Source organism: Gordonia sp. CNJ-863, from assembly GCF_001942325.1.
Classification (GTDB): domain Bacteria; phylum Actinomycetota; class Actinomycetes; order Mycobacteriales; family Mycobacteriaceae; genus Gordonia; species Gordonia alkanivorans.
Map to the genome: position 1 here is coordinate 13,199 of NZ_MKKG01000033.1, position 20,826 is coordinate 34,024.

General features: G+C 67.2%; 19 protein-coding genes, 1 tRNA gene and 2 pseudogenes. 11 read left to right on the forward strand and 11 right to left on the reverse strand.

Annotated features, from left to right (window positions below):
• The first annotated feature begins 14 nt into the window (after window positions 1-14).
• Together BJF87_RS15830 and BJF87_RS15835 are read left to right on the forward strand one after the other, a co-directional pair.
• On the forward strand, window positions 15-533 hold the full coding sequence (locus BJF87_RS15830) for a GtrA family protein (RefSeq protein ID WP_075863529.1): 519 nt from the start codon (window positions 15-17) through the stop codon (window positions 531-533).
• A gap of 19 nt (window positions 534-552) precedes the next feature.
• On the forward strand, window positions 553-1,956 hold the full coding sequence (locus BJF87_RS15835; RefSeq protein WP_075863530.1) for an NAD(P)/FAD-dependent oxidoreductase: 1,404 nt from the start codon (window positions 553-555) through the stop codon (window positions 1,954-1,956).
• A gap of 1 nt (window position 1,957) precedes the next feature.
• Here BJF87_RS15835 and BJF87_RS15840 read toward each other — a convergent pair whose 3' ends face one another.
• The 4 genes from BJF87_RS15840 to BJF87_RS15855 form a co-directional block, all read right to left on the reverse strand.
• Window positions 1,958-4,540, reverse strand: coding sequence for a dipeptide ABC transporter ATP-binding protein (locus tag BJF87_RS15840; protein ID WP_075863531.1), 2,583 nt, complete (start codon window positions 4,538-4,540; stop codon window positions 1,958-1,960).
• Window positions 4,537-5,502 carry an ABC transporter permease gene (locus BJF87_RS15845; protein WP_075863532.1) on the reverse strand — a complete coding sequence of 322 codons (966 nt, stop codon included), beginning with the start codon at window positions 5,500-5,502 and terminating at the stop codon, window positions 4,537-4,539. Before BJF87_RS15845 ends, BJF87_RS15840 begins: the two co-directional genes overlap by 4 nt.
• A 1-nt stretch (window position 5,503) precedes the next feature.
• Window positions 5,504-7,111, reverse strand: coding sequence for an ABC transporter substrate-binding protein (locus BJF87_RS15850; RefSeq protein WP_262339017.1), 1,608 nt, complete (start codon window positions 7,109-7,111; stop codon window positions 5,504-5,506).
• A 321-nt stretch (window positions 7,112-7,432) separates the two neighbouring features.
• On the reverse strand, window positions 7,433-8,215 hold the full coding sequence (locus BJF87_RS15855; RefSeq protein ID WP_035754458.1) for a helix-turn-helix domain-containing protein: 783 nt from the start codon (window positions 8,213-8,215) through the stop codon (window positions 7,433-7,435).
• 118 nt (window positions 8,216-8,333) lie between these two features.
• Here BJF87_RS15855 and BJF87_RS15860 point away from each other — a divergent pair, with 118 nt between their 5' ends.
• Entirely contained in the window at window positions 8,334-8,687 is a 354-nt protein-coding gene (locus tag BJF87_RS15860) for a nuclear transport factor 2 family protein (protein WP_075863533.1), read from the forward strand.
• 61 nt (window positions 8,688-8,748) lie between these two features.
• On the opposite strand, the gene BJF87_RS15865 is transcribed toward BJF87_RS15860, so the two are convergent.
• Both BJF87_RS15865 and BJF87_RS15870 read right to left on the reverse strand, forming a co-directional pair.
• Entirely contained in the window at window positions 8,749-9,627 is an 879-nt protein-coding gene (locus tag BJF87_RS15865) for a TIGR03619 family F420-dependent LLM class oxidoreductase (protein WP_075863638.1), read from the reverse strand.
• 93 nt (window positions 9,628-9,720) lie between these two features.
• Window positions 9,721-10,197, reverse strand: coding sequence for a helix-turn-helix domain-containing protein (locus BJF87_RS15870; RefSeq protein ID WP_006358750.1), 477 nt, complete (start codon window positions 10,195-10,197; stop codon window positions 9,721-9,723).
• A 54-nt stretch (window positions 10,198-10,251) separates the two neighbouring features.
• Here BJF87_RS15870 and BJF87_RS15875 point away from each other — a divergent pair, with 54 nt between their 5' ends.
• Together BJF87_RS15875 and BJF87_RS15880 are read left to right on the forward strand one after the other, a co-directional pair.
• Window positions 10,252-11,079, forward strand: a complete 828-nt coding sequence (locus BJF87_RS15875) for an acyl-CoA thioesterase II (RefSeq protein WP_075863640.1) — start codon at window positions 10,252-10,254, stop codon at window positions 11,077-11,079.
• Window positions 11,076-12,485 carry a DHA2 family efflux MFS transporter permease subunit gene (locus BJF87_RS15880; protein ID WP_075863639.1) on the forward strand — a complete coding sequence of 470 codons (1,410 nt, stop codon included), beginning with the start codon at window positions 11,076-11,078 and terminating at the stop codon, window positions 12,483-12,485. Before BJF87_RS15875 ends, BJF87_RS15880 begins: the two co-directional genes overlap by 4 nt.
• 61 nt (window positions 12,486-12,546) lie before the next feature.
• On the opposite strand, the gene BJF87_RS15885 is transcribed toward BJF87_RS15880, so the two are convergent.
• Genes BJF87_RS15885 through BJF87_RS15900 form a run of 4 tightly spaced genes read right to left on the reverse strand, consistent with a single transcriptional unit; the run spans window position 12,547 to window position 15,757 of the window.
• Window positions 12,547-13,464, reverse strand: a complete 918-nt coding sequence (locus BJF87_RS15885) for a glycosyltransferase (protein WP_075863534.1) — start codon at window positions 13,462-13,464, stop codon at window positions 12,547-12,549.
• Window positions 13,461-14,297, reverse strand: a complete 837-nt coding sequence (locus BJF87_RS15890) for an ABC transporter ATP-binding protein (RefSeq protein ID WP_006358745.1) — start codon at window positions 14,295-14,297, stop codon at window positions 13,461-13,463. Before BJF87_RS15890 ends, BJF87_RS15885 begins: the two co-directional genes overlap by 4 nt.
• 11 nt (window positions 14,298-14,308) lie before the next feature.
• The gene (locus BJF87_RS15895) at window positions 14,309-15,172 is read right to left on the reverse strand and encodes an ABC transporter permease (RefSeq protein WP_006358744.1); all 864 of its coding nucleotides are present in this window, start codon (window positions 15,170-15,172) and stop codon (window positions 14,309-14,311) included.
• 27 nt (window positions 15,173-15,199) lie between these two features.
• A complete protein-coding gene (locus BJF87_RS15900) occupies window positions 15,200-15,757 on the reverse strand; it encodes a bacterial proteasome activator family protein (protein ID WP_006358743.1) in 558 nt (185 codons plus the stop codon).
• A 115-nt stretch (window positions 15,758-15,872) separates the two neighbouring features.
• Here BJF87_RS15900 and BJF87_RS15905 point away from each other — a divergent pair.
• Window positions 15,873-17,068, forward strand: a pseudogene (locus BJF87_RS15905) (cysteine desulfurase-like protein).
• Window positions 17,069-17,143: 75 nt separating this feature from the next.
• Window positions 17,144-17,644 (forward strand): MarR family winged helix-turn-helix transcriptional regulator, encoded by a 501-nt coding sequence (locus BJF87_RS15910; protein WP_006358741.1) that lies wholly within the window; start codon window positions 17,144-17,146, stop codon window positions 17,642-17,644.
• 1 nt (window position 17,645) lies between these two features.
• Here BJF87_RS15910 and BJF87_RS15915 read toward each other — a convergent pair.
• Window positions 17,646-18,613: pseudogene (locus tag BJF87_RS15915) on the reverse strand (NAD(P)H-quinone oxidoreductase).
• A gap of 100 nt (window positions 18,614-18,713) precedes the next feature.
• Between BJF87_RS15915 and BJF87_RS25880 the strand changes: the two are divergent.
• The 4 genes from BJF87_RS25880 to BJF87_RS15930 all read left to right on the forward strand — a co-directional run bounded on the left by BJF87_RS25880 (window position 18,714) and on the right by BJF87_RS15930 (window position 20,815).
• Window positions 18,714-18,863 carry a hypothetical protein gene (locus BJF87_RS25880; RefSeq protein WP_006358739.1) on the forward strand — a complete coding sequence of 50 codons (150 nt, stop codon included), beginning with the start codon at window positions 18,714-18,716 and terminating at the stop codon, window positions 18,861-18,863.
• A gap of 85 nt (window positions 18,864-18,948) precedes the next feature.
• Window positions 18,949-19,036 (forward strand) — tRNA-Ser (locus BJF87_RS15920).
• A 74-nt stretch (window positions 19,037-19,110) separates the two neighbouring features.
• Window positions 19,111-19,884, forward strand: coding sequence for an SGNH/GDSL hydrolase family protein (locus BJF87_RS15925; RefSeq protein ID WP_035754312.1), 774 nt, complete (start codon window positions 19,111-19,113; stop codon window positions 19,882-19,884).
• On the forward strand, window positions 19,877-20,815 hold the full coding sequence (locus BJF87_RS15930) for an exodeoxyribonuclease III (RefSeq protein WP_075863535.1): 939 nt from the start codon (window positions 19,877-19,879) through the stop codon (window positions 20,813-20,815). Before BJF87_RS15925 ends, BJF87_RS15930 begins: the two co-directional genes overlap by 8 nt.
• The last annotated feature ends 11 nt before the right edge of the window (window positions 20,816-20,826 follow it).

A 20,826-nucleotide genomic window follows, 5' to 3' on the forward strand; every position in this document is an offset into this window, starting at 1 on the left:
GCTAGGGTGTCAGCGTGTCTCGACCCGACTCCGGCAACGACGAACCCGCAGGTGACGTCCCTCACGATCACCACGAGGACTTCACGACGCGGCATGCGCCGATGCCGATCGAACTGCCCTTCGACGACGAAGAGGCGTCGACCGATGTCGACCTGAAGACGCAGCTGATCCGCTTCGTCGTCACCGGCGCCGGGTCGGCGGTTCTCGACTTCGGGCTGACGCTGTTCCTGCAGTACATCGTCGGGACCCCGGACTGGGTCGCCAAGGCATTCGGCTTCATCCTCGGCACCACCGTCGCGTACCTGATCAACCGGCGCTGGACGTTCCGCGCCGAGCCGAGCGCCGCCCGCTTCACCGCGGTCGTGCTCCTCTACCTGGTCACCTTCGCGGTCAACGTCGGTCTGTACAGCTGGTTGTCGTCGCTGTGGGACAAGACGGCCGTCTACTCGGCGATCGCTTTCGTCATCGCGCAGGGCACCGCGACGGTCATCAACTTCGTGGTCCAGCGGGCGGTCATCTTCAAGATCCGGTGATCGCGGCTACCGTGGCGGCATGCGAAGAGCCGTCGTAGTCGGAGCAGGACCCAACGGACTCGCGGGGGCGGTCCGGCTCGCCCAGGCGGGTCTGGAGGTGACCGTGCTGGAGGCCGCCGACGAGATCGGTGGCGGCACACGCAGCGCGGAGCTGCTCGAGCCCGGCATCGTGCACGACATCTGTTCGGCCTTCCACCCGCTCGGTGCGGCGTCTCCATATCTGCGAACCCTCGGGCTCGAGCGGTACGGCTTGCGCTTCCTCCGGCCGGAGATCGACGCCGCGCATCCCCTCGACGACGGCACCGCCGGCCTGTTCTACCAGTCGGTCGAGAAGACCGCCGCCGGGCTCGGCGCCGACGGTCGACGGTGGCGCGCGATCTTCGGGCCCGTGGCGAAACGCTTCTCCACCATCGCCGACGACGCGCTCGGGCCCATGCTGCGAATCCCGCGGCATCCGCTGGATTTCGCCGGCTTCGCAGTCCGTTCGGGACTCCCGGCGACCCTGCTGGCCCGAGCCTTCTCCACCCCGCAGGCACGCGCGCTCTTCATCGGCATCGCGGCGCATCCCTTCGTGCGGTTGAACCGGATCGGTACCGCGGCGGGCGGCGTGATGCTCACCGCGGCCGGCCACGTCGAGGGCTGGCCGGTGGCCGAGGGCGGCTCTGCCGCGATCACCCGGGCGCTCGCCGCGAAGCTGGCCGATCTCGGCGGCCGGATCGAGACCGGCACCACCGTGACCAGCCGCGCCGACCTCGATGCCGACATCGTCCTGCTCGACACCGACCCCACAGCGGCGCAACGCATCCTCGGCACCGAACAGCCGTCGCGCACCGCCCGGACCTATCGTGGGCATCGGGGCGGACCGGGGGCGTTCAAGGTGGACTATGTCGTCGAGGGCGAGGTCGGGTGGACCGCCCCCGGATGCGACCGCGCCGGCGTCGTCCATCTCGGCGGCACCATGGAACAGGTGGTGAGAGCGGAGAACACGGTCCTCGACGGCCGGATGCCCGACGATCCGTTCGTCCTCATCGGCCAGCAGTGGCTTGCCGACCCCTCCCGGGCGAAGGGTGATCGGAAACCGTTGTGGGCCTACGCCCATGTGCCGCGCGGGTACACCGGCGACGCGACCGAGGCGGTCACCGCGCAGATCGAGCGCTTCGCACCGGGATTCTCCTCGCGCATCCGCGCGTCCCGGAGCATCGGTCCCGCCGAGCTCGAGGTCGAGAACCCGAACTACGTCGGCGGCGACATCGGCGGCGGCCGAAACGACCTGTGGCATCTCGTCGCCCGGCCCCGCCTGTCGCCGAATCCGTACGCCACGGGCGTCGACGGCGTGTACCTGTGCTCCTCGTCGACCCCGCCGGGCGGGGGAGTGCACGGCATGTGCGGGTTCCGCGCCGCGGAGGCCGCGTTGCGCGGTTAGGTCACGCCCGCTGCGGGACCTCTGGCGGGATCGCCGCGAGAAGGCCTCGCGTGTAGTCGGTTTCGGGGTCGTGCAGGATCTGCGATGCCGGGCCGGTCTCGACGACCTTGCCCTTCTGCATCACCGCGACGGTGTCGCTGATCTGTTCCACGACGGCGAGGTCGTGCGCGATGAACAGGAAGGTCAGATCCTTCTCGCGCTGCAGGCCGCGTAGCAGTTCGAGAACCCCCGCCTGCACCGAGACGTCGAGCGACGCGGTCGACTCGTCGAGGATGAGGATCTCCGGCTCGGACGCCAGAGCTCGCGCGATGCAGACGCGTTGACGCTGGCCGCCGGACATCTCGTGTGGGTACCGGCCGAGGAACGAGGAGTCGAGGCTGACGTCGTTCAGAAGTTGCTCCGCACGGCTCCGCATCTCGTTGCGGCCCGAAGCCAACCCGTGTGCGCGGAGCGGTTCGGCGATCGACGCGGCGACCGTCATCCGCGGATCCAGTGACGCGGTCGGGTCCTGGAAGACCATCGCGACCCGGCGTCGGAGGAGCGCCTCGTCAGCACCTCGAACACCCACCGCCTCGACCTCGCGCCCATCGATCGTCACCGTCACGTTGCCGGTCACCTTCGCGCCCTGGCCGGAAGTGATCAGTCCGGTGACAACGCCGGCGACCGTCGACTTTCCCGACCCGGACTCGCCGACGATGCCGAGTGTCCGACCCCGGGCCACCTGCAGGTCGACGCCGTCGATCGCATGCACCACGCTGCGACCCGCCGGGCCGCGCACCACGTACTCGACGCCGAGCCCGCTCACCTGCAGGACGGGTTTCTCGGCGACTTCCTTCGTCAGCCCCCGGTCGGTGTCGCGTTCCTCGACCTTGCTCAGCAACGGCCGCGAGTCGAGGAGCTTCTTGCTGTATTCGTCCCGCGGGTCGTCGAAGAGTGCTGCCACGTCCCGGCTTTCGACGATGCGACCCGAACGCATGACCATGACACGGTCGGCGATCCGACCGATCACCCCGAGGTCGTGGCTGATCCACACCACCGCCATGCCGCGTTTGCGCTGGAGGTCGGCGACGAGATCGATGATCTGCGCCTGGGTGGTCACGTCGAGGGCCGTGGTCGCCTCGTCGGCGATGAGCAGGTCGGGGTCGCAGGCAAGGGCGATCGCGATCATCACGCGCTGGCGCTGGCCGCCCGACAGTTGGTGCGGGTATGCGCGCAAACGGCTTTCGGGATCGGGCAGATTGACGTCGCGCAGCAACTGGAGTGCGCGGTCATGTGCCTCGGCGCGACCGAGGCCGAGGTGCCGGCGCGGTCCCTCGGTGAGCTGCTGCTCGATGGTGAGAAGCGGATTGAGGCTCGACGACGGGTCCTGGAAGACGAAGCCCACTCGTGTTCCGTGGAGGGCACGCAGCGTCGACGGGGTGGCGCCGACGATCTCGGTGGTGCCGAGTCGAGCCGATCCGCGCACGTAGGCGCTCGGGGCGTCGAACAGGCCGGTCGCCGACAGCACACTCAACGACTTTCCCGAACCGCTCTCTCCGACGATGCCGAGAGTCTCGCCGCGTGCGACCGTGAAGCTGATGCCGTGCACGATCTCCCGCGGCCCGACCCCGATGATGAGGTCCTCCACGTCCAGCACCGAATCCTCGGCGACTGCGCGTGCCGGCTTCGGCGTCGCCGTCGCTACCGTGACGGACGTGCGGTCGTATCCCCGGTTGCGCAGCAGCGTGCGCTGCCGTGGGTCGAGCACGTCGCGCACCCCGTCGCCGACCAGGTTGAACGCGAACACGGTGAACAGGATCGCGAGACCGGGGAAGACGCCCATCCACCATGCGGTGGTGATGAAACCCTGCGCATCGAAAAGCATGCGGCCCCATGACGGATCGGGCGGCTGGACACCGAGGCCCAGGAAGGACAGTGCGGCCTCCGACAGGATGGCGAACGCGAGAGAGATCGAGGTCTGCACGATGACCGGCCCCGAGATGTTCGGCAGCACATGGCTGAACAGGATGCGGGACGTACGCACCCCCATCGTCCGGGCCGACTGCACGTACTGGGTCTGCCGCACCCGCAACGTGTCCGCGCGGGCGACCCGAGCGAAGATCGGGATGTAGACGACGCCGATGGCGATCATCGCCGATGTGACCCCGGGCCCCAGGACCGCGACGATCGCCAGTGCCAGAAGGAGCACGGGGAACGAGAACACCACGTCGACGATGCGCATGAGCGCCGTGTCGAGCACCCCGCCGGCGAAACCCGCGACCATCCCGAGGATCACGCCGACCGTGAGGGAGATCGCCACGGCGATCACCGCGACCCGCAAGCTCACCGACGCCGCGAGCACGACCCGGGAGAAGACGTCGCGACCGAGGTCGTCTGTACCGAACAGATGCGACCAGCTCGGTGCCTGCAGTGCGTTCGGCACGTCGATCGCGTTGGCGCCGTAGGGGGCGATGAGCGGACCGAAGACCGCCGCGACGACGACGACCGCGATGACGACCAGGCCCGCGACCGATGCGCGATTGCGGAGCAGCAGGCGACAGGCCGAATCCGTGGCGGCGGGAGGGTCGGGTGCGGTGGGTGTCATGACAACCGGATCCTCGGATCGATGACGGCGTAGAGGATGTCCACGACGAGGTTCACGAACAGGAAGATCACCGCGATCAGCAGGATGGCGCCCTGCAGCACCGGGTAGTCGCGGGCCGCGACCGAGTCGTAGACCAGCAGTCCCAGGCCCGGCCAGGCGAACACGACCTCGACGACGATGACGCCACCGAGGAGCCCGGCGAACTGGATACCGGAGATGGTGAGGACGGGCACCAGGGCGTTGCGTCCCACGTGGTCGAGCATGATCTTCTTCTTGCTCAGGCCTTTTGACTCGGCGGTGGTGACGAACGGCGTGTTCACGACCTCGAGCACCGATGATCGGACGTACCGCGTCATGATCGCGCCCGTCACGACCCCGACCGTCACCGCGGGCAGGACGAGATGCTCGAACCAACCGAGCGGCCCGTCGGCGAACGGCTGGTATCCCGCCGACGGCAGCCAGCCGAGCGCGGTCGAGAAGAGACCGATCAGCAGGATGCCCATCCAGAAGTCCGGGACCGAGATGCCGAACTGGCTGATGACGCGAATGACGTTGTCGGCCAGTCGGCCTTCGCGGAGAGCCGCCCACGACCCCAGCGGGATCGCGATGAGCAGTGCCACCACGATGGCGGCGAGGGCGAGCGTGATGGTGGCGGGCAACCGGTCGAACAGCATGGTCGTGACGGGTTCGCTGTTGCGAAAGCTCACCCCGAGATCGCCGGTGAAGGCATTGCCGACGTAGGCGAACAGTTGGTTGGCGAGCGGCTGATCCAGGCCGGATGCACTGCGAAGCGCCTCATACGATTCCGGCGTGTAGCGCGTGCCGAGTGCGATGCGCACCGGGTCGCCGGGCACGATCTGGATCAGGAAGAATACCGCGACGATCACCCCCAGCAAGACGGCGACGGTGTAGGCGAGCCGGATGAGGATGAAGCGCAGCAGCGGGGAACGGAGCGCGGTCACGTCAGCTCCTCTCCAGCCGGACGGACCGGAACCGGACGGCTTTGTCGGACCGGACCGTGTACCCGTGGAGCTCCCTCGAAAACGCCTGCGTGGCAGAAGGGTTGTAGAGGTACAGATAGCTGACGTCATCGGCTATCCGGCCGGCGGCGTCGGCGTAGATGCCCTTGCGGGTTTCGACACCGAGTTCGGTGCGTCCCCGGTCGAGCAACGCGTCCACCTGCGGGTTCGAGTACTTCTGCGCGTTCGACGTCCCCTTCGAGTGATGCTGAGCGTAGTAGAAGTCATCGGGATCGATGTTGCCCAGCCAACCGAGCAGGAGGGCATCGAAGTCACCGGCAGCCTGCCGATCGAGCCACGCACCGAAGTCGAGTTGCTCGATCTTGACGGTGATGCCGACGTCCGCGAGGTTCGACGCGATCACCTGCGCGGCGGTCACGGTCTCGGGGTACTCGGTGGTCACCATGAGCCGCATGTCCATCGACCGGATACCGGCCTGGCGCAACAGGTCTTTCGCCTTGTCGACGGCTTGAGCGCGGTCGAGGCCCGCGGTGTAGCGGTCGTAGGGCGCGAACCACGGGCTGGTCGACGGGATCGCGAGTTCGTTGGGTGTGGCGGTGCCGTATCCGACGACCTGCGCGATCGATGGTCGGTCGATGGCGTAGGCGACGGCCTGGCGCACGCGGGTGTCCTCGAACGGCTTGGCGTCGAAGTTCATCGTGATGTACCAGTAGTCGTTGGCCGTGACGGTGCCGACTTCTAGGGTGTCGTCCCGCGACAGGATGTTCAGCTGCTGCGCGGGAATCGCGTCCGTCCAATCGATCTCGCCGGAGCGCAATGCCGACACCGCCGTCGTGCCCTGCGAGATGAAGCTGTAGTTCACGCCGTCGATCGCCGGCGGCCCACCCCAGTAGTCGGGGTTGGCCTTCAGCACGATCGACGCGCCGGGGGAGCGCGAGACGAACGAGAACGGGCCCGTGCCCACGGGTTTCGTTGCGATCTCCCCGGATTCGACGTTGCGCCGGTTGACGATCGCCAGTCCTTTGAAGCCGCCGATGTTGGTGAGTAGGTTCGGGGTGGGTTCGCGGACGGTGAACTGCACGCGGCGGTCGTCGAGCGCGGTGATCGATTCGATGGCCTCGAGTTTCCAGGCGTTGGACAGCTCCTCGTCGAGGATGCGTCGGAACGAGAACTCGACGTCGGCGGCGGTGAGGGTGTCGCCGTTGTGGAAGGTCACCCCGGGCCGCAGCAGGAACGTCCACTGCCGGGCGTCGGGGCTGACCTCCCAGCTCTCGGCGAGAGCCGGTTGCATCTGCAGGTTCTCGTCAGGTTCGACGAGGGTGTCGAAGACGTTCTCGAGCACCTCGAAGGTGAAGTACGAACTGGATTTCTGCGGATCGAGCTGATCGGGTTCACCTGCGATGGCGACCCGCAAGGTAGTCGGCGAGACGGACGACCCGCCGCATGCGGCGAGTGCCGAGGCGCCGAGAAGCGCGGTACCGGTGACCCCCGCGGCCTTGAAGAAGGTACGCCTGTTCAGGCGAGACGAACCGTTCACCCGACCGGCACCCTGCGTCGACCACGAGGCCGACCCACCGGGTGAATCGGTCATCGCTGTCCTCCCACCCGGTGATTGCTCACACCTGGGGTCTGCATTGTCCGTGTCTGCAGTCTGCCCCAGGGGGAGGTGCCGTGCAACAGCGCCGACCGGTGCCCCCCAGTGGCAGCATCGAAGCGCAGTTGCTGGGCGACACCAGTCGCCTGATCCGAAAGCGGCACTCTCAGAAGGACAATCATGACCTCGGAGGTGATCGCGAAGTCGCATGATGTCGGACAGCATGGGCCTCGCCGTCTTTCCGCGGATGCGAGGCGAGACTCGCCGGCCTGGCCTGGGCCGGGTGCTCAGCGCGTGCGGAGGCCGCTCAGTTTCCTGTCACCGACTCAGCAGCTGCCGCGTGGTGTCGTCCGCGGGTACGAAAGTCTCGAGATGGAGCCCACGGAGGGTGACGTCTGATGCACTCTCGATCTGGCTGGTCACGCTGAAGAGCCGGAGTACATCGTCGCCTACCTCGATCTCCATCGGGATGACAGGGTCGACCAGCGATCGGGCGGGTGGAGTTCCGTCGGAGGGGTAGGCGGTGACGTCCTCCAGGAGTGAGACCAGGTCGGGGTCACCGCCGGTGTGGGCGATGCGCTGCTCGAGTTGGTGAATCAGGTGTGTTCGCCAAGCGGGCAGGTTGCGGATGCGCGGCGCGAGTCCTCGCGGGTGCAAGCAGAGCCGGATCACGTTCAGCGGCGGCTCGATCAGACCGGGATCACAACCGGTGACCAGCGCATCGACGGGCTCGTTGGCATCGACGACGTCCCAATGGTCATCGAGGAGCAAAGCGGGGTACGGCGCGTGGGCGTCCAACAAGCGCCGCAGTCCGGCCATCACCGGCGCGAGCGCCTCGTCGTCGGTGGCACGGTGCGGATAGCGAGGAGCGTAGCCTCCGGCGAGCAGAAGTCGATTCTGCTCGCCCATGGGTACCCGCATCACCTCTGCCAGACGGACAATCATCTCCGGTGTCGGCCGGGACCGTCCGTTCTCGACGAAGCTCAGATGCCGGGTGCTCACCTCCGCCTGCGTGGCGAGGGCGAGCTGGCTGAGGGATCGCAGCTCGCGCCAGCGGCGCAATTCATTGCCGACCGATGGAGTTGTCGCCGTCGAAGTCATGCCCCGAGCGTAGGCAGTCCGGATCCGGACGACCATGACCTCGCGGGTAATCGACCGCCGGTCGACCAGCGGTGAGACTTCGGGTGCAGCTCATTCGAGAAAAGACAAGGAAGACACCATGAAAGAAACTGTCACCCGTTACCTCGACACCTGGAACGCCACCGACGAGGCGGCACGCGCCGAACTTCTCGCCGATCACTGGTCCGAGGATTGCGCGTACGTCGACCCGCTTGCCGAGGTGCAGGGCCGCGAAGCCGTCGGAATGACCATCCAGGCCGTGCATGCCCAGTTCCCGGGCTTCGTGTTCACCTCCGTGGGCGAGGTCGATGCCCACCATCAGCAGGTTCGTTTCCAATGGGGTCTGGGCCCGGACGGCGAGGAGCCGGTCGTCGTCGGTTTCGACGTGGTGGTGGTCGACGCGGACCAGCGCATCCGTGACGTTCGCGGCTTCCTCGACAAGGTGCCTGCCTGACAGCTGGTCGAGGGCCGGCCGCAACGTCGGGGACTGTCACGGAGACCGCTGCACAACCGAATCAGTCGTTGACCTTCGCGATCACGTTGTCCGCGTACCAGTTCAGATGATCGATCTTGGTCTGGAGCGGCTCGGTGTCCTGACCCATTACATACGGTAGCCGGAAACCGACGATCACATCGGTGATCCCCTTGTCCTCCAAGCGCTTACATCCATCGACCGTGTAGGCGTCCATCGAGATCACGTGAATCTCGAACGGATCGTCGGCCTTGCCCTCCGCCTTGCGGATCTCGTTGATCCGATCGAGAAGCGTGTCGAGTTCTTCGGGCGGGCCGCCGCCGTGCATCCAACCGTCGCCACGGATCACCGCTCGTTTGAGTGCGGCGTCCGCGTGGCCGCCCACGAGCAGCGGGATGGGCTCGGTGGGCGCGGGCGTCATCTTGATCTTCGGGATGTCGTAGAACTCGCCGTGGAACTCGAAGTACTCGCCCGTGGTGAGGCCGCGGATGATGTCCATACACTCGTCCATCCGCTTGCCGCGGCGGCGGAAGTCGACACCCATGAAGTCGTAGTCCTCGGGCCACGGGCTCGTGCCGACGCCGAGGGCGAGGCGGTTACCGGTGAGGAAGGCGACCGAACTGGCCTGCTTGGCGACCAGGGCCGGCGGACGGACGGGAAGTTTCAACACGAACGGGGTGAAGCGGATAGTCGAGGTGACCGCGCCCAGTGCCGCGGCCTGGATGAAGGTCTCGATGAACGCCTTGCCGTCGAGAAACTCGCGATTGCCGTCGGGGGTGTACGGGTATTTGGCGTCCGATTCCTCGGGATAGGCGAGCGAGTCGGGGATGGTGAAGCCGGCGTACCCTGCCTTCTCCGCGGCCTGCGCGAGCGGCGCGTAGTACGACGGGTCGGTCATGGCCTCGGCGAAAGTGAACCGCATCATGCTCCTCAAGGACGTCCAGACGGAACTCTCCCCACAGTAGAACACGTTCTAGTTTGCTCGGGAAGAGTCCGCCATCGACGCAGCTGGGAGCTATCGATGCAACCCGGAAAGCGGGTTGTTCTCCCGCGCGCCCGGCCCCGGGCGAACGCGGAGGTCGGCGAGTTCGACGTGCTCGCCGCAGACCGAGCAGTGCGGCTCGACGGTCATCGTGTCGCCGCAGGTGTGCGTCGACTCCACCGGCGCGCCGTCGTCGGTGGTCCACTTGTCGCCCCATTGCCGTAGCGCGGTGACGACGGTCCACAGGTCACGCCCCTTGTCGGTGAGGCGGTAGTCGTAGCGGACCGGGTTGTCCTGGTAGGGCTCCTTGGTCATCACGCCGTGCTCGACGAGGGTGTCGAGACGCTGGGTCAGGACGTTGCGGGCGATACCGAGCCGCGTCGAGAACTCGTCGAACCGAGTCACGCCGAACAGGGCATCGCGAACGATGAGCAGGGTCCACCACTCGCCGACGATCTCCAGGCTCTGGGCGACCGAGCAGTTCATGTCGGTGAAAGAGGCGCGGCGCATGCCCTCGACGATAGTGGGTTGCGTGAAGCAACTCAACCTGCTTGCATGAGTTGCATGAAACAACTCAGCAGGCAGTGGAACGCTGCCGGTGGTCTGGCGGGAGAATTCGGGGCGTTGCCGGTCGGTTCGGGGAGGTGGGCGGCAACCATCGACGAGAGTTGGTGGGGCTGGTCGGGCCCGTTCGGCGGGGCGATCGTCGCGCTCGCCGTACACGTCGCAGCCGATGCGGTGCCGGGGGCGTCGGTCCGCGCGGTGGACCTGCGGTTCGTCGGCAAACCGGCCGGCGGCGAACTCATCCTGACGCCGTCGGTCCGTGAGGTCGGCCGGCACACGCGGATCGTCGACGTGGCCGTCACGCAGGGAACCGCCGAGATCGCGATCGCCTCGGTGACGGCGGGGCGGGTCGGCGACGCCGCTGCCGATGACATCGTCGACTTCACGGCGGCCGTGCCGGGTCCGGAAGGGCTCGCGCAGTTCGACATCCCGCCGGAGATCGTCCCCATGGGCGGTCACCTCGACCTTCGCCCGGTCGATGGCCCGCTGCCGCTGACCGGCGCCGACGACCCGTGGATGCGTGCGTGGATCTCGACGCGTGCCCCCATGGCGCTCGACGCGGCCTACCTCGGCCTGCTCGCCGATTGTCTGCCGCCCGCGGTCTTCCCCACACTGACCGCACCCCTGGCCATCCCCACCGTCGCCTTCTCGATGCACATCACCGCAGCGCTCGACGATCCCGAACCGGCGCCGGTCCTCGTGCACACCCGCAACATCTCCACGTCGGGCGGCTGGTCCGTCGACGACACCACCCTCCGTGACCGCAACGGGCGGCTCCTCGCTTCCGCGCGCCAGAGCCGCCGCGTCGTGGGGTGGTCGGCCCGATGACCTCCACGCGTACCGAAACCGACTCCGCCGCAGCGTCACCGGTTCTCGCCCGTCCCGGGCTCACGCTGCTCATCCTGTCCGGCGCCGCGTTCATGGCCAGCCTGGACGTGTTCATCGTCAACGTCGCGTTCGACGACATCAGTGCCGACTTCGACGGCGCGAGCCTGTCCGCGATGTCGTGGATCCTCAACGCGTACGCGATTCTCTATGCGGCGCTCCTCGTCCCGGCGGGCCGGATCGTCGATCGCTATGGCCGTAAAGGTGGGTTCCTTCTGGGTCTCGCACTGTTCACCGTCGCCAGTGCAGCCTGCGCTGCAGCACAGGGTGTTTGGTGGCTCGTCGCATTCCGTGCGCTGCAGGCCGTCGGTGCGGCGATCCTGACGCCGGCAAGCCTCGGGCTGGTGGTGTCGACATTGCCGCCGGAGCGTCGTGCGCGCGGTGTGAAGATCTGGGCGGCCACCGGTGCGCTCGCCGCCGCTTTCGGTCCCGCTGTGGGAGGCGTGTTGGTGGAGGCGTCGTGGCGGTGGGTGTTCCTGGTGAACATCCCGGTGGGCATCGCCGCTCTCATCGCGGGTGCGCTCGTTCTCGTCCGCTCCCGAAACGATTCTGTGACTGCGTTTCCCGATGCTCTCGGCGCCGGTCTGCTCGTGGTGGCCGTGGGTGGGCTGACCTTGGGTCTGGTGCAGGGGAGTGAATGGTGCTGGTCGGATTCCCGCATCATCGGTGCATGGCTCGTTGCGCTGGTGGCGTTCGCCGGGTTCGTGCTGAGTTCCCGACGCCACGCCGAACCGGTCATCGACCCCGCGTTGTTGCGGGTTCGGGCCTTCTCCTACGCCAACGTGGCCATCCTGCTCTTCTCGATTCCGTTCGCCGGCGCGCTGCTCGCCAACATCCTGTGGTTACAACAGGTCTGGGGGTTCTCGGCGATCACGACCGGGTTGGCGGTGTCCACCGGACCGCTGATGGTCCCGATCTTCGCGGCGGTCGCCGATCGCCTCAATGCGAGGATTCCGGTGGGCGTCATCGTGGCCGCGGGCTGTGTCCTGTTCGCGGTCGGGATCGGGATGGTCGCGCTGTCGGTCGACGCGACCCCGGACTTCGCCACCGAGATGCTGCCCGGCTGGCTCATCGGCGGTGCCGGTGTCGGATTCGCGCTGCCGTCGATCCTGTCCTCCGCGACGGCCGACCTACCCGCCCATCAGGCGGCGACCGGCAGTGCGGTGGTCAGCATGAACCGCCAGATCGGAATGTCGTTGGGTGTCAGCGTGTTCGTCGCGATCGTCGGCACCGCGGTTCTCTACGACGACGTGCACGACGGGTTCGTCTCGGCGTGGTGGGTGCTCGCCGGAATCGGGGTGGTCGGTGGTGTCGCCGCGCTCGGCATGACCCCGCGCGCCGGGCTCTGAAAAAAGTTGCGGCAGTTGGTACCGGAATACGGGACCGACTGCCGCAACAATTCGCGCCGACTCAGGGCCTTGTGAACCGCTCCCGACGACCCAATCCGCGCAGTCGTACCCACTCGGCGAACGCCTTCGGGTCACGTTGCTGCACAAGGAAGAACCAGCCGAAGCGGGCGTACTCCTGGGGGAGCAGCTTGCGCATACCGGGCTGGCTCATGAGGTAGCCGCGGTTGCGGTAGGTGAAATAGCGCTTGGTGTCGTTGTCCGGGTACTGGGTGTGCATGCGGCCACCCAGGATCGGGCGGAACTCCGCGGAACCGTCCGGATGCAGGTAGCCGGCTCGCAGGCAGGTACCGAACTTCACCCCGGAGCGAACCAGACGGCGGTGCACCTCGACCTCGTCGCCGCGGAAGAACAACCGGAGATCGGGGACGCCGACCTGCTCGAGGCATTTCGCCGAGAACAGCGCGCCGTTGAACAGCGACGCGATACCGGGCAGGAGATCGTCAGACTGGGCCTCACCGTCGGCGAAGAGCTCAGAACGCTTGCGGCGCCACACGAGCCCGCGTCGCAGCGGGAAGGCAAGGGTGTCCGGGTCGTCGAGGTTGGCGACCACCGGCGACACCTCGTCGAGGTCGTGACGCTTCGCGCAGTCGAGCAGTGTGGAGAGCACCGACGATCCGTCGGGCCGGCCGTCGTCGTCGGCGCACCAGACCCAGTCGGCGCCGAGCGCGAGTGCGTGCAGCATGCCCAGCGCGAACCCGCCGGCGCCACCGAGGTTGCGCTGCGACCCCAGGTACGTGGTGGGAACGGGCTGAGCGGCAACGAGTTCGGCGACCTCGGGCTCGTCGGCGTTGTCGACGACGACAAGGTGGTCGACGGGCCTGTCCTGGCCGGACACCACCGCGAGGGATTCGGCGAGCAGTTCGACGCGACGGTGGGTCACCACCACCGCGATCACCTTCTTCGGCCGGGAACCGCTCACTCGGAAGCCTTCTGCGAATCGGCCTGGACCTGGGCGATCACCTTGCGGACGTGGGCTGCGGCGCCCGGGCCCTCATAGGCCTCGACGACCTCTTCGATGCCGCCCTCCATGCGGACCTCACCCTTGTCGATCCACAGCGCGCGATCGCAGAGCTGGGCGAGGAACTCGTTGGAGTGGCTGGCGAAGACCAGGATTCCGGAACGCTCGACGAGCGCCTGCAGACGACCGCGCGCCTTCTTCATGAAGTCGGCATCGACCGCGCCGATGCCCTCGTCGAGGATGAGGATCTCCGGGTCGATCGACGTCACGACGCCGAGTGCGATGCGGACGCGCATACCGGTGGAGTAGGTGCGCAGCGGCATCTGCAGGTAGTCGCCGAGTTCGGTGAACTCTGCGATGTCGTCGATCTTCTTCAGCATCTCCTTGCGGGTCATGCCCAGGAACATGCCGCGGATGATGATGTTCTCGTAGCCCGAGATCTCGGGGTCCATGCCGACGCCGAGATCGAAGACCGGGGCGACGCGACCATGCACCCGGCAGGCGCCGCGGGTCGGTTCGTAGATACCCGACAGCAGGCGCAGCAGCGTCGACTTGCCGGCGCCGTTGTGGCCGACGAGACCGATGCGGTCGCCGTGTTTGAGGTGCAGGTTGATGTTCTTGAGAGCCTCGACGACCACCACGTTCGACGCGTTGGATCCGATGACACCGCCGGCGGCGCCGATGACGGACTTCTTCAGCGAACGCGTCTTGGCGTCGAAGATAGGGAAGTCGACGCAGGCATCCCACGTGTCGACGCGGACCCGGTTGTCCTCGAGGTTGTTGTTTCTGGCCATCAGTTGAGTCCCTACACCCAGTACGCCACGCGGGCGCGGTAGTTGCGCATCACCAGCATGCCCAGAACCCAGCCGACGGCGGTGCATCCGAGGACGACGGCCCAGTGGTAGAACTCCACCGGTTCGCCGAGCAGCGGTCCGCGCGCGATCTCGAGGTAATGGAACATCGGGTTCAGCTCGACCAGCTTCAGCCGCGACGACGTCTCGCCGGTCGCGCTGCTCAGGCTCGACGTCGTCCAGATGATCGGCGTCATGAAGAACACCAGCTGCACCGCGGTGGTCAGGAGCTGACCGATGTCGCGGAAGCGGGTGGACAGGATGCCGAAGACGATCGTCACCCACACCGCGTTCAGCACGTACAGGCCGATGGCCGGGACGATGAGGAACACGGTCCAGTTCAGCGGCGGTGTGAAGATCGCGAAGATGATCACGATGATCACCACGTTGTGCGCGAAGATGATCAGCGACCGCCACACGACCCGGTAGACGTGGACGCTGACCGGGGCCGGGAGCTGTTTGATCAGGCCTTCGTTCTTCGCGAACACCTCCGCGCCGTCGAGGATCGAGGTCTGGATGAAGTTCCAGAAGATGAAGCCCAGCGCGACGTACGGCAGGAACACCTTGATGTCCATGCCGAACAGTTCGCCGTACAGCAGGCCCATCGCGGTCGCGGTGACGCCGGTGGCGATGGTGATCCAGAGCGGGCCCAGCACCGACCGGCGATACCGCTGCCTGATGTCCTGCCAACCCAGATGGAACCACAGCTCGCGGCTGGCGAGACCGTCGCGGAGGTCCTTGACCGCACGCGCGAAGGTGCGTGACTCAGAACTCTCGGGACGCGCGGGTATCGCGTCGTCGTCTACTACCGCTGACACGAGGAGTCAGCGTACCCGCGCCGAGACTCAGAGGTACTGGCCGGTGCTGTGGCCAGGGCCACCGCCGGGTCCGGGCATGCCCGGGGGCAGTGCACCCTGACGCATCTGTTCGAGCTGGGCGCGGGCCGCCATCTGCTGGGCGAACAGTGCCGTCTGGATTCCGTGGAAGAGGCCTTCCAGCCAGCCGACGAGCTGGGCCTGCGCGATCCGCAGCTCGGCGTCGGACGGAGTCTGATCGTCGGAGAACGGCAGTGCGAGGCGCTCGAGCTCTTCGCGCAGCTCGGGCGCGAGGCCCTCCTCGAGTTCGCGGATCGACGACTCGTGGATCTCGCGTAACCGGTTGCGCGAGGCTTCGTCGAGAGGTGCGGCCCGCACCTCCTCGAGCAGCTGCTTGATCATCGTGCCGATCCGCATGACCTTGGCGGGCTGCTCGACCATGTCGGCGACGCTCGTCGACTCCGACGACTCGTCGCCGGATTTCGGGCCGTCCACGCCCGCGCCCACCACGATCACGTTCTCGGAGTCGCCGGCGCCGAAGGGGCTGCCGGGCGTCGAACCGGGTCCTGGAGTGCCATCGATTGCCATGGCTCCCATTGTGCCCATCCAGATCGACCGAGACCTCGCCGGGCGCGGATCGTTCGGGTGCCAGCACTCACCAGAGGTGGTGAACGGCGCGAGTAAGGGCGTCTATCCTCGTGCCATGGCTTTCGACGTCGCCTATGTGCGTGGATTGATTCCATCGCTCGGCGACGGCTGGATTCACCTCGACCCCCAGGCGGGTATGCAGGTTCCGGATTCGGTCGCCACGGCGGTGACCACCAGCTTCCGTCATCTGGCGGCGGCTCCCGGTGGCGTGTACCCGTCGGCCCGCGCCTCCGCGGATGTCACCGACAGCGCTCGACGCGCGATCGCCGATCTCGTGGGCGGCGACGCCGCGGGCGTGGTCCTCGGTCCGTCGCGCTACTCGCTGCTGGCCTGCCTGGCCGAGGCGCTCTCCCCGCACGCGTTCCTGCGCGGCGATGTGGTGGTGACCCGGCAGGACGACGAGCCGAACATCGTTCCGTGGGTCCGCGCGGCCGAGCGGTATGCCGGTCGGATCAGGTGGGCCGAGGTCGACGTCGAGAGCGGTGCGCTGCCCGCATGGCAGTTCGGTGACCTCATCACTCCGGAGACCGAGGTCGTCGCCGTGACCCTCGCCTCGTCGACGACGGGTGCCATCACCGACATCGGCGAGATCACGCCGCTGGTCCGCGAGGCGGGCGCGCTGTTCGTCGTCGACGCCACCAATGCCGCGCCGTACCTGTCGCTGGACATCCACGAGCTCGGGCCGACGTCCTGGTGGTCTCCGCCGAACGCTGGGGCGGCCCGCGGATGTCGGCGATGGTGTTTCGCGAACCCCAGGTCATCGACCGGTTACGACTGATGTCGATGGACCCGGGCGCCAAGGGGCCGGCACGACTCGAACCGGAACCCCACCAGGGGTCGATGCTCGCCGGACTGGTGGCCTCGGTCGAACACATCGCGGGACTGGACGAGGATGGCATCGGAAAACGCCGGCGCCGTCTGATCACCTCCCTCGACGGCGTCTACGAGTACCTGCAGCGGCTGACCTATTACCTGGTCACGACGCTGACCCAGCTCAATCACGTCAATGTGGTCGGCACCGAGGAGAACCGGGTGCCGCTGGTGAGCTTCACCGTTGACGGGGTGAGCGCCGACAAGGTGGTGCGTCGCCTCGCCGACAACGGGGTGTGTGCGCTTGCCGACGTCCCTCACCGAGCGCTGGTGCGGATGGGCGCACCCGAGTTCGGGGGTGCCGTCACCGTGGGTCTCGCACCGTATTCGACGCCGTACGAGGTGGACCACCTGGTCCGGACCCTGGGTTCACTCGCCTGAACAGAGGACAGCGCAACCCCGCACGGTATTCACTATTGCGCGTCCCGAATTAACAACAATGTATGTTGTCCTGTTGTGTCGGGAAACAAGGATGATCGAGCATCAGGTCCTCCGCGGTCACTCACCTCTGCCGAGGCCGAGAGTTGGTTCTACCTCGTCGACGGTGGATGGGCGTTGTTCGCGCGCGTCAACGACGAGTTCGTAAGGCGCGGCCTGTCGCTGTCGGACCTGCGCATCCTCGAGGCGATCTCGCAATCGCCGAAGCTGGGTGTCAGCGAGGTGGCCGACACCGTGCACATGCGCGTCAGCACCGTGTCGCGCATGATCGCGCGACTCAGCGAGGTCGGCGACGTCGAACGACTCGAGTCGAAGGCGGACGGGCGCCATCGACTTGTTCACCTCACCGATCAGGGCCGCGAGACTCTTGCCACCCACGTCCATCTCCGCGACCGGGTCATCCGGAGGTTCGTCGTCGACGCGATGAGCCCGGATGAGTTCGCCTGTCTCGGGATCGCGTTCCGCAAGATCAAGGAGGCGGTCGCCGCCGCCGACGAGGAGTCGGCCCCCGCTCGCTGACCTACTCCACCGTCAGCAGGACCTTTCCGATGGCGTCACCGCTGTTGAGGTGGTCGTGCGCCGCGGCGGCGTCGGCCAGGGGGAAAGTGCGGTCGACGACCGGCTCGACCTTCCCGGCTTCGATCAACGGCCACGTGCGGGCCATGGTCGCCGCGACCACCTCGGCCTTGCCGCCCGGCCCGTGAACGGGACGGGCGCGCAGCGTCGTGCCCATCACCGACAGCCGCTTGGCCAGCAGCAGGCCGATCGGGAGTTCGGCTTTCGTGCCGCCCTGCATCCCGATGATCACCAGACGTCCGTCGGTGCTCAACGCCTTGATGTTCGACGACAGGTACTTCGCGCCGATGATGTCGAGGATCACGTCGCGCCGCCGTTGTCCTTGAGGATCTGGGCGAAATCGTCTCGCGTGTAGTCGATCAGGATCTCGGCGCCATATTCGCGGCACCGGTCGAGCTTGGCCTGGGTGCGGGCGGTGACCGCGACCCGGGCGCCCATCGCATGCGCGAGTTGTGTCGCATGGGTGCCGATGCCGCTCGATCCGCCGTGGATGAGAAGCAGCTCGCCCGTGCTCAGGTGCGCGGTGTCGAAGACGTTCGACGACACGGTGCACGCGACCTCGGGGAGCGCGGCCGCCGACACCAGGTCGACGCCACGCGGGACCTGCATGACCTGCTCGGCGGGAACCGCGACCTTCTCCGCGTAGCCGCCGCCGGCCAGGAGTGCGCACACCTCGTCGCCCACCGCCCAACCGGACACCTGGTCACCGAGCGCGGAGATCCGGCCGGACACCTCGAGACCGAGCGTCTCCGAGGCACCGGGCGGCGGCGGGTAGTTCCCGGCTCGCTGGAGGATGTCGGCACGGTTGACACCGGCCGCGACCACGTCGATCACCACCTCACCGGCAGCCGGCGACGGGTCGGGCACGTCCTGCACGGACAGGTTCTCGGATTCGACGACGATGGCTTTCACCCTGTCGATGGTTCCACATGGGGCACCAGAACCACGGTGTCCCGCGACGTCCCGGGCCGAACCGGTGTTCACTCGGCTTCGGTGGGCGGACAATGGGCTCATGTCCACTCTGTTCTGGATCATCATCACCGTGGTTGCCATCGGCACGATCGCAGGCGGGTTGCTGCGCATGCAGGCCTGGCTGCGGAAGCCGGCTCCACCCGAGGTGATCGAAGCGGCGCGGCGGGAGCGCGAAGCCGAGGAGGACTGACTCGGAGCCGCCTACCACCAGATCAGCGCGGCGCAATGGGGTGCTGACGGCCGATGTCCGTGTTTGACGTACTCTTGCTGGTCAGGGAAGCGTGGCAGAGCGGCCGAATGCACTCGCCTTGAAAGCGAGCGTGGGTAAAACCACCGGGGGTTCAAATCCCTCCGCTTCCGCCAGGATCGCCGTGTGGCGCCTTCGCGAATCTGTACGTGAGGCACGACACGGCACGCGGCGTCCTAAGATCTTCGCCGTGCAGTTCTCGAGGTTCGTCGCCATCGGTGACAGTCAGACGGAGGGTCTGGGAGACCCGCACCCGGAGTACGAATTCCGCGGGTGGGCCGATCGCCTCGCCGAGCGGATGGCGGTACTCAACCCGGATCTGCAGTACGCCAATCTGGCGATCCGTGGGAAGCGGACGCGGCAGGTTCTCGAGGATCAGCTCGAACCGGCGCTCGCTCTCGAACCGGATCTCGTCGCCGCACCGCTCGGTATGAACGACGTGATCGGCCGCTCTGACCTCACCCAGGTGCGCGCCGACCTCGATGCGATCTATCGGCGACTCGCCGATTCGGATGTCACTGTGATCGTCTCGACCTTCCCGAACATCGTCCGCACCATCCCGTTTGCCGCCCGAAAAGAGCACCGGTTGCTGGAGCTGAACGCGATGAATCGCGAGTTCGCCGCGACCTACGGTTTTATCCTCGTCGACCTCCACGCCGCACCGGTGTTGACGGACCCGCGATCGTGGTCGTCGGACCGACTGCACGCCTCGCCGTTCGGGCATGAGAGGTTTGCCGACGCTGCCGCGCATGCCCTCGGTCTCCCCGACGCGACCGACGACTGGGGCAATCCGCTGCCACCCGCACCGGTTTCGCATCCGGTGGCCGCCCTCGTTCGCGACACCCGGTGGGCGGTCGAGTTCTTCACGCCGTGGCTCATACGCAAGCTCCGCGGGGTCTCCCTCGGCGACGGCCGCGATCCCAAGCGGCCGTCACTCACCTCGATCGTCGTTCGGGATGTCTGAGGTTGAGGGAGCCGGATTCACCGTTGCGTCGTTCAACGTCAACGGGATTCGGGCGGCGCGTCGGCGCGGCTTCGACGTCTGGCTGGCACAGCGCGATCCCGATGTCGTGGGCCTGCAGGAGTTGCGGTGCGGCATCGACGATGTCGGTGAGTTCGCCGGTTACACCGCGGCAGTCGACGTCGGCACGATCCCGGGACGAAACGGCGTGGCGATCCTGACCCGCACCGCGCCCGCCGCAGTGCGTACCTGGCTGACGCATCCACCGAAGGCGCGCGGGCTGAACGCTTTCGCGCTCGAAGGGCGGTATGTCGAGGTCGATCTGGCCGACCGGCCCCTCACCGTCGCGAACATCTACCTACCCAAGGGCGGTCTGCCCGCGGAGTTGCAGCGGCCCGGTTCGATGCGGGAGAAGCCCGATGGCGGCGCCAAACATGCACGCAAACAACGGTTCTTGGCGGCGTTCGCCCGCGAACTGCAGCGCAGCCGGCTCGCGGCACGCCGCGCCGGGCGGGAGTTCCTTCTTCTCGGCGACCTCAACGTCGCCCACCTCGAACACGACGTCACCAACTGGCGTGCGGCCCGCAAGATGGAGGGCTTCCTGCCCGAGGAACGAGAGTGGTTCGGTGAGATCACCGGGTCGCGCCGGCTCGTCGACGTGGTGCGTGCGTTGCACGGCGACCGGCCGGGCCCGCTCACCTGGTGGAGCTGGGCGGGGGAGTCCTTCGTCAAGGACGTCGGGTGGCGCATCGACCACCATCTCGCGACACCCGGGCTCGCGCGTCGGGCGCGGTGGGTCGAGGTCGACAAGGAACCGACGCCGGATGTCCGGCTCTCCGACCACGCGCCCCTCGTCGTCGAATACGCCGAGGTCAACGACGGGGAGAAGGGGTTGTCAGACGGTCCGCGACCCGCAGGTACTCAGCTGGGCTGATAATCTCCCGC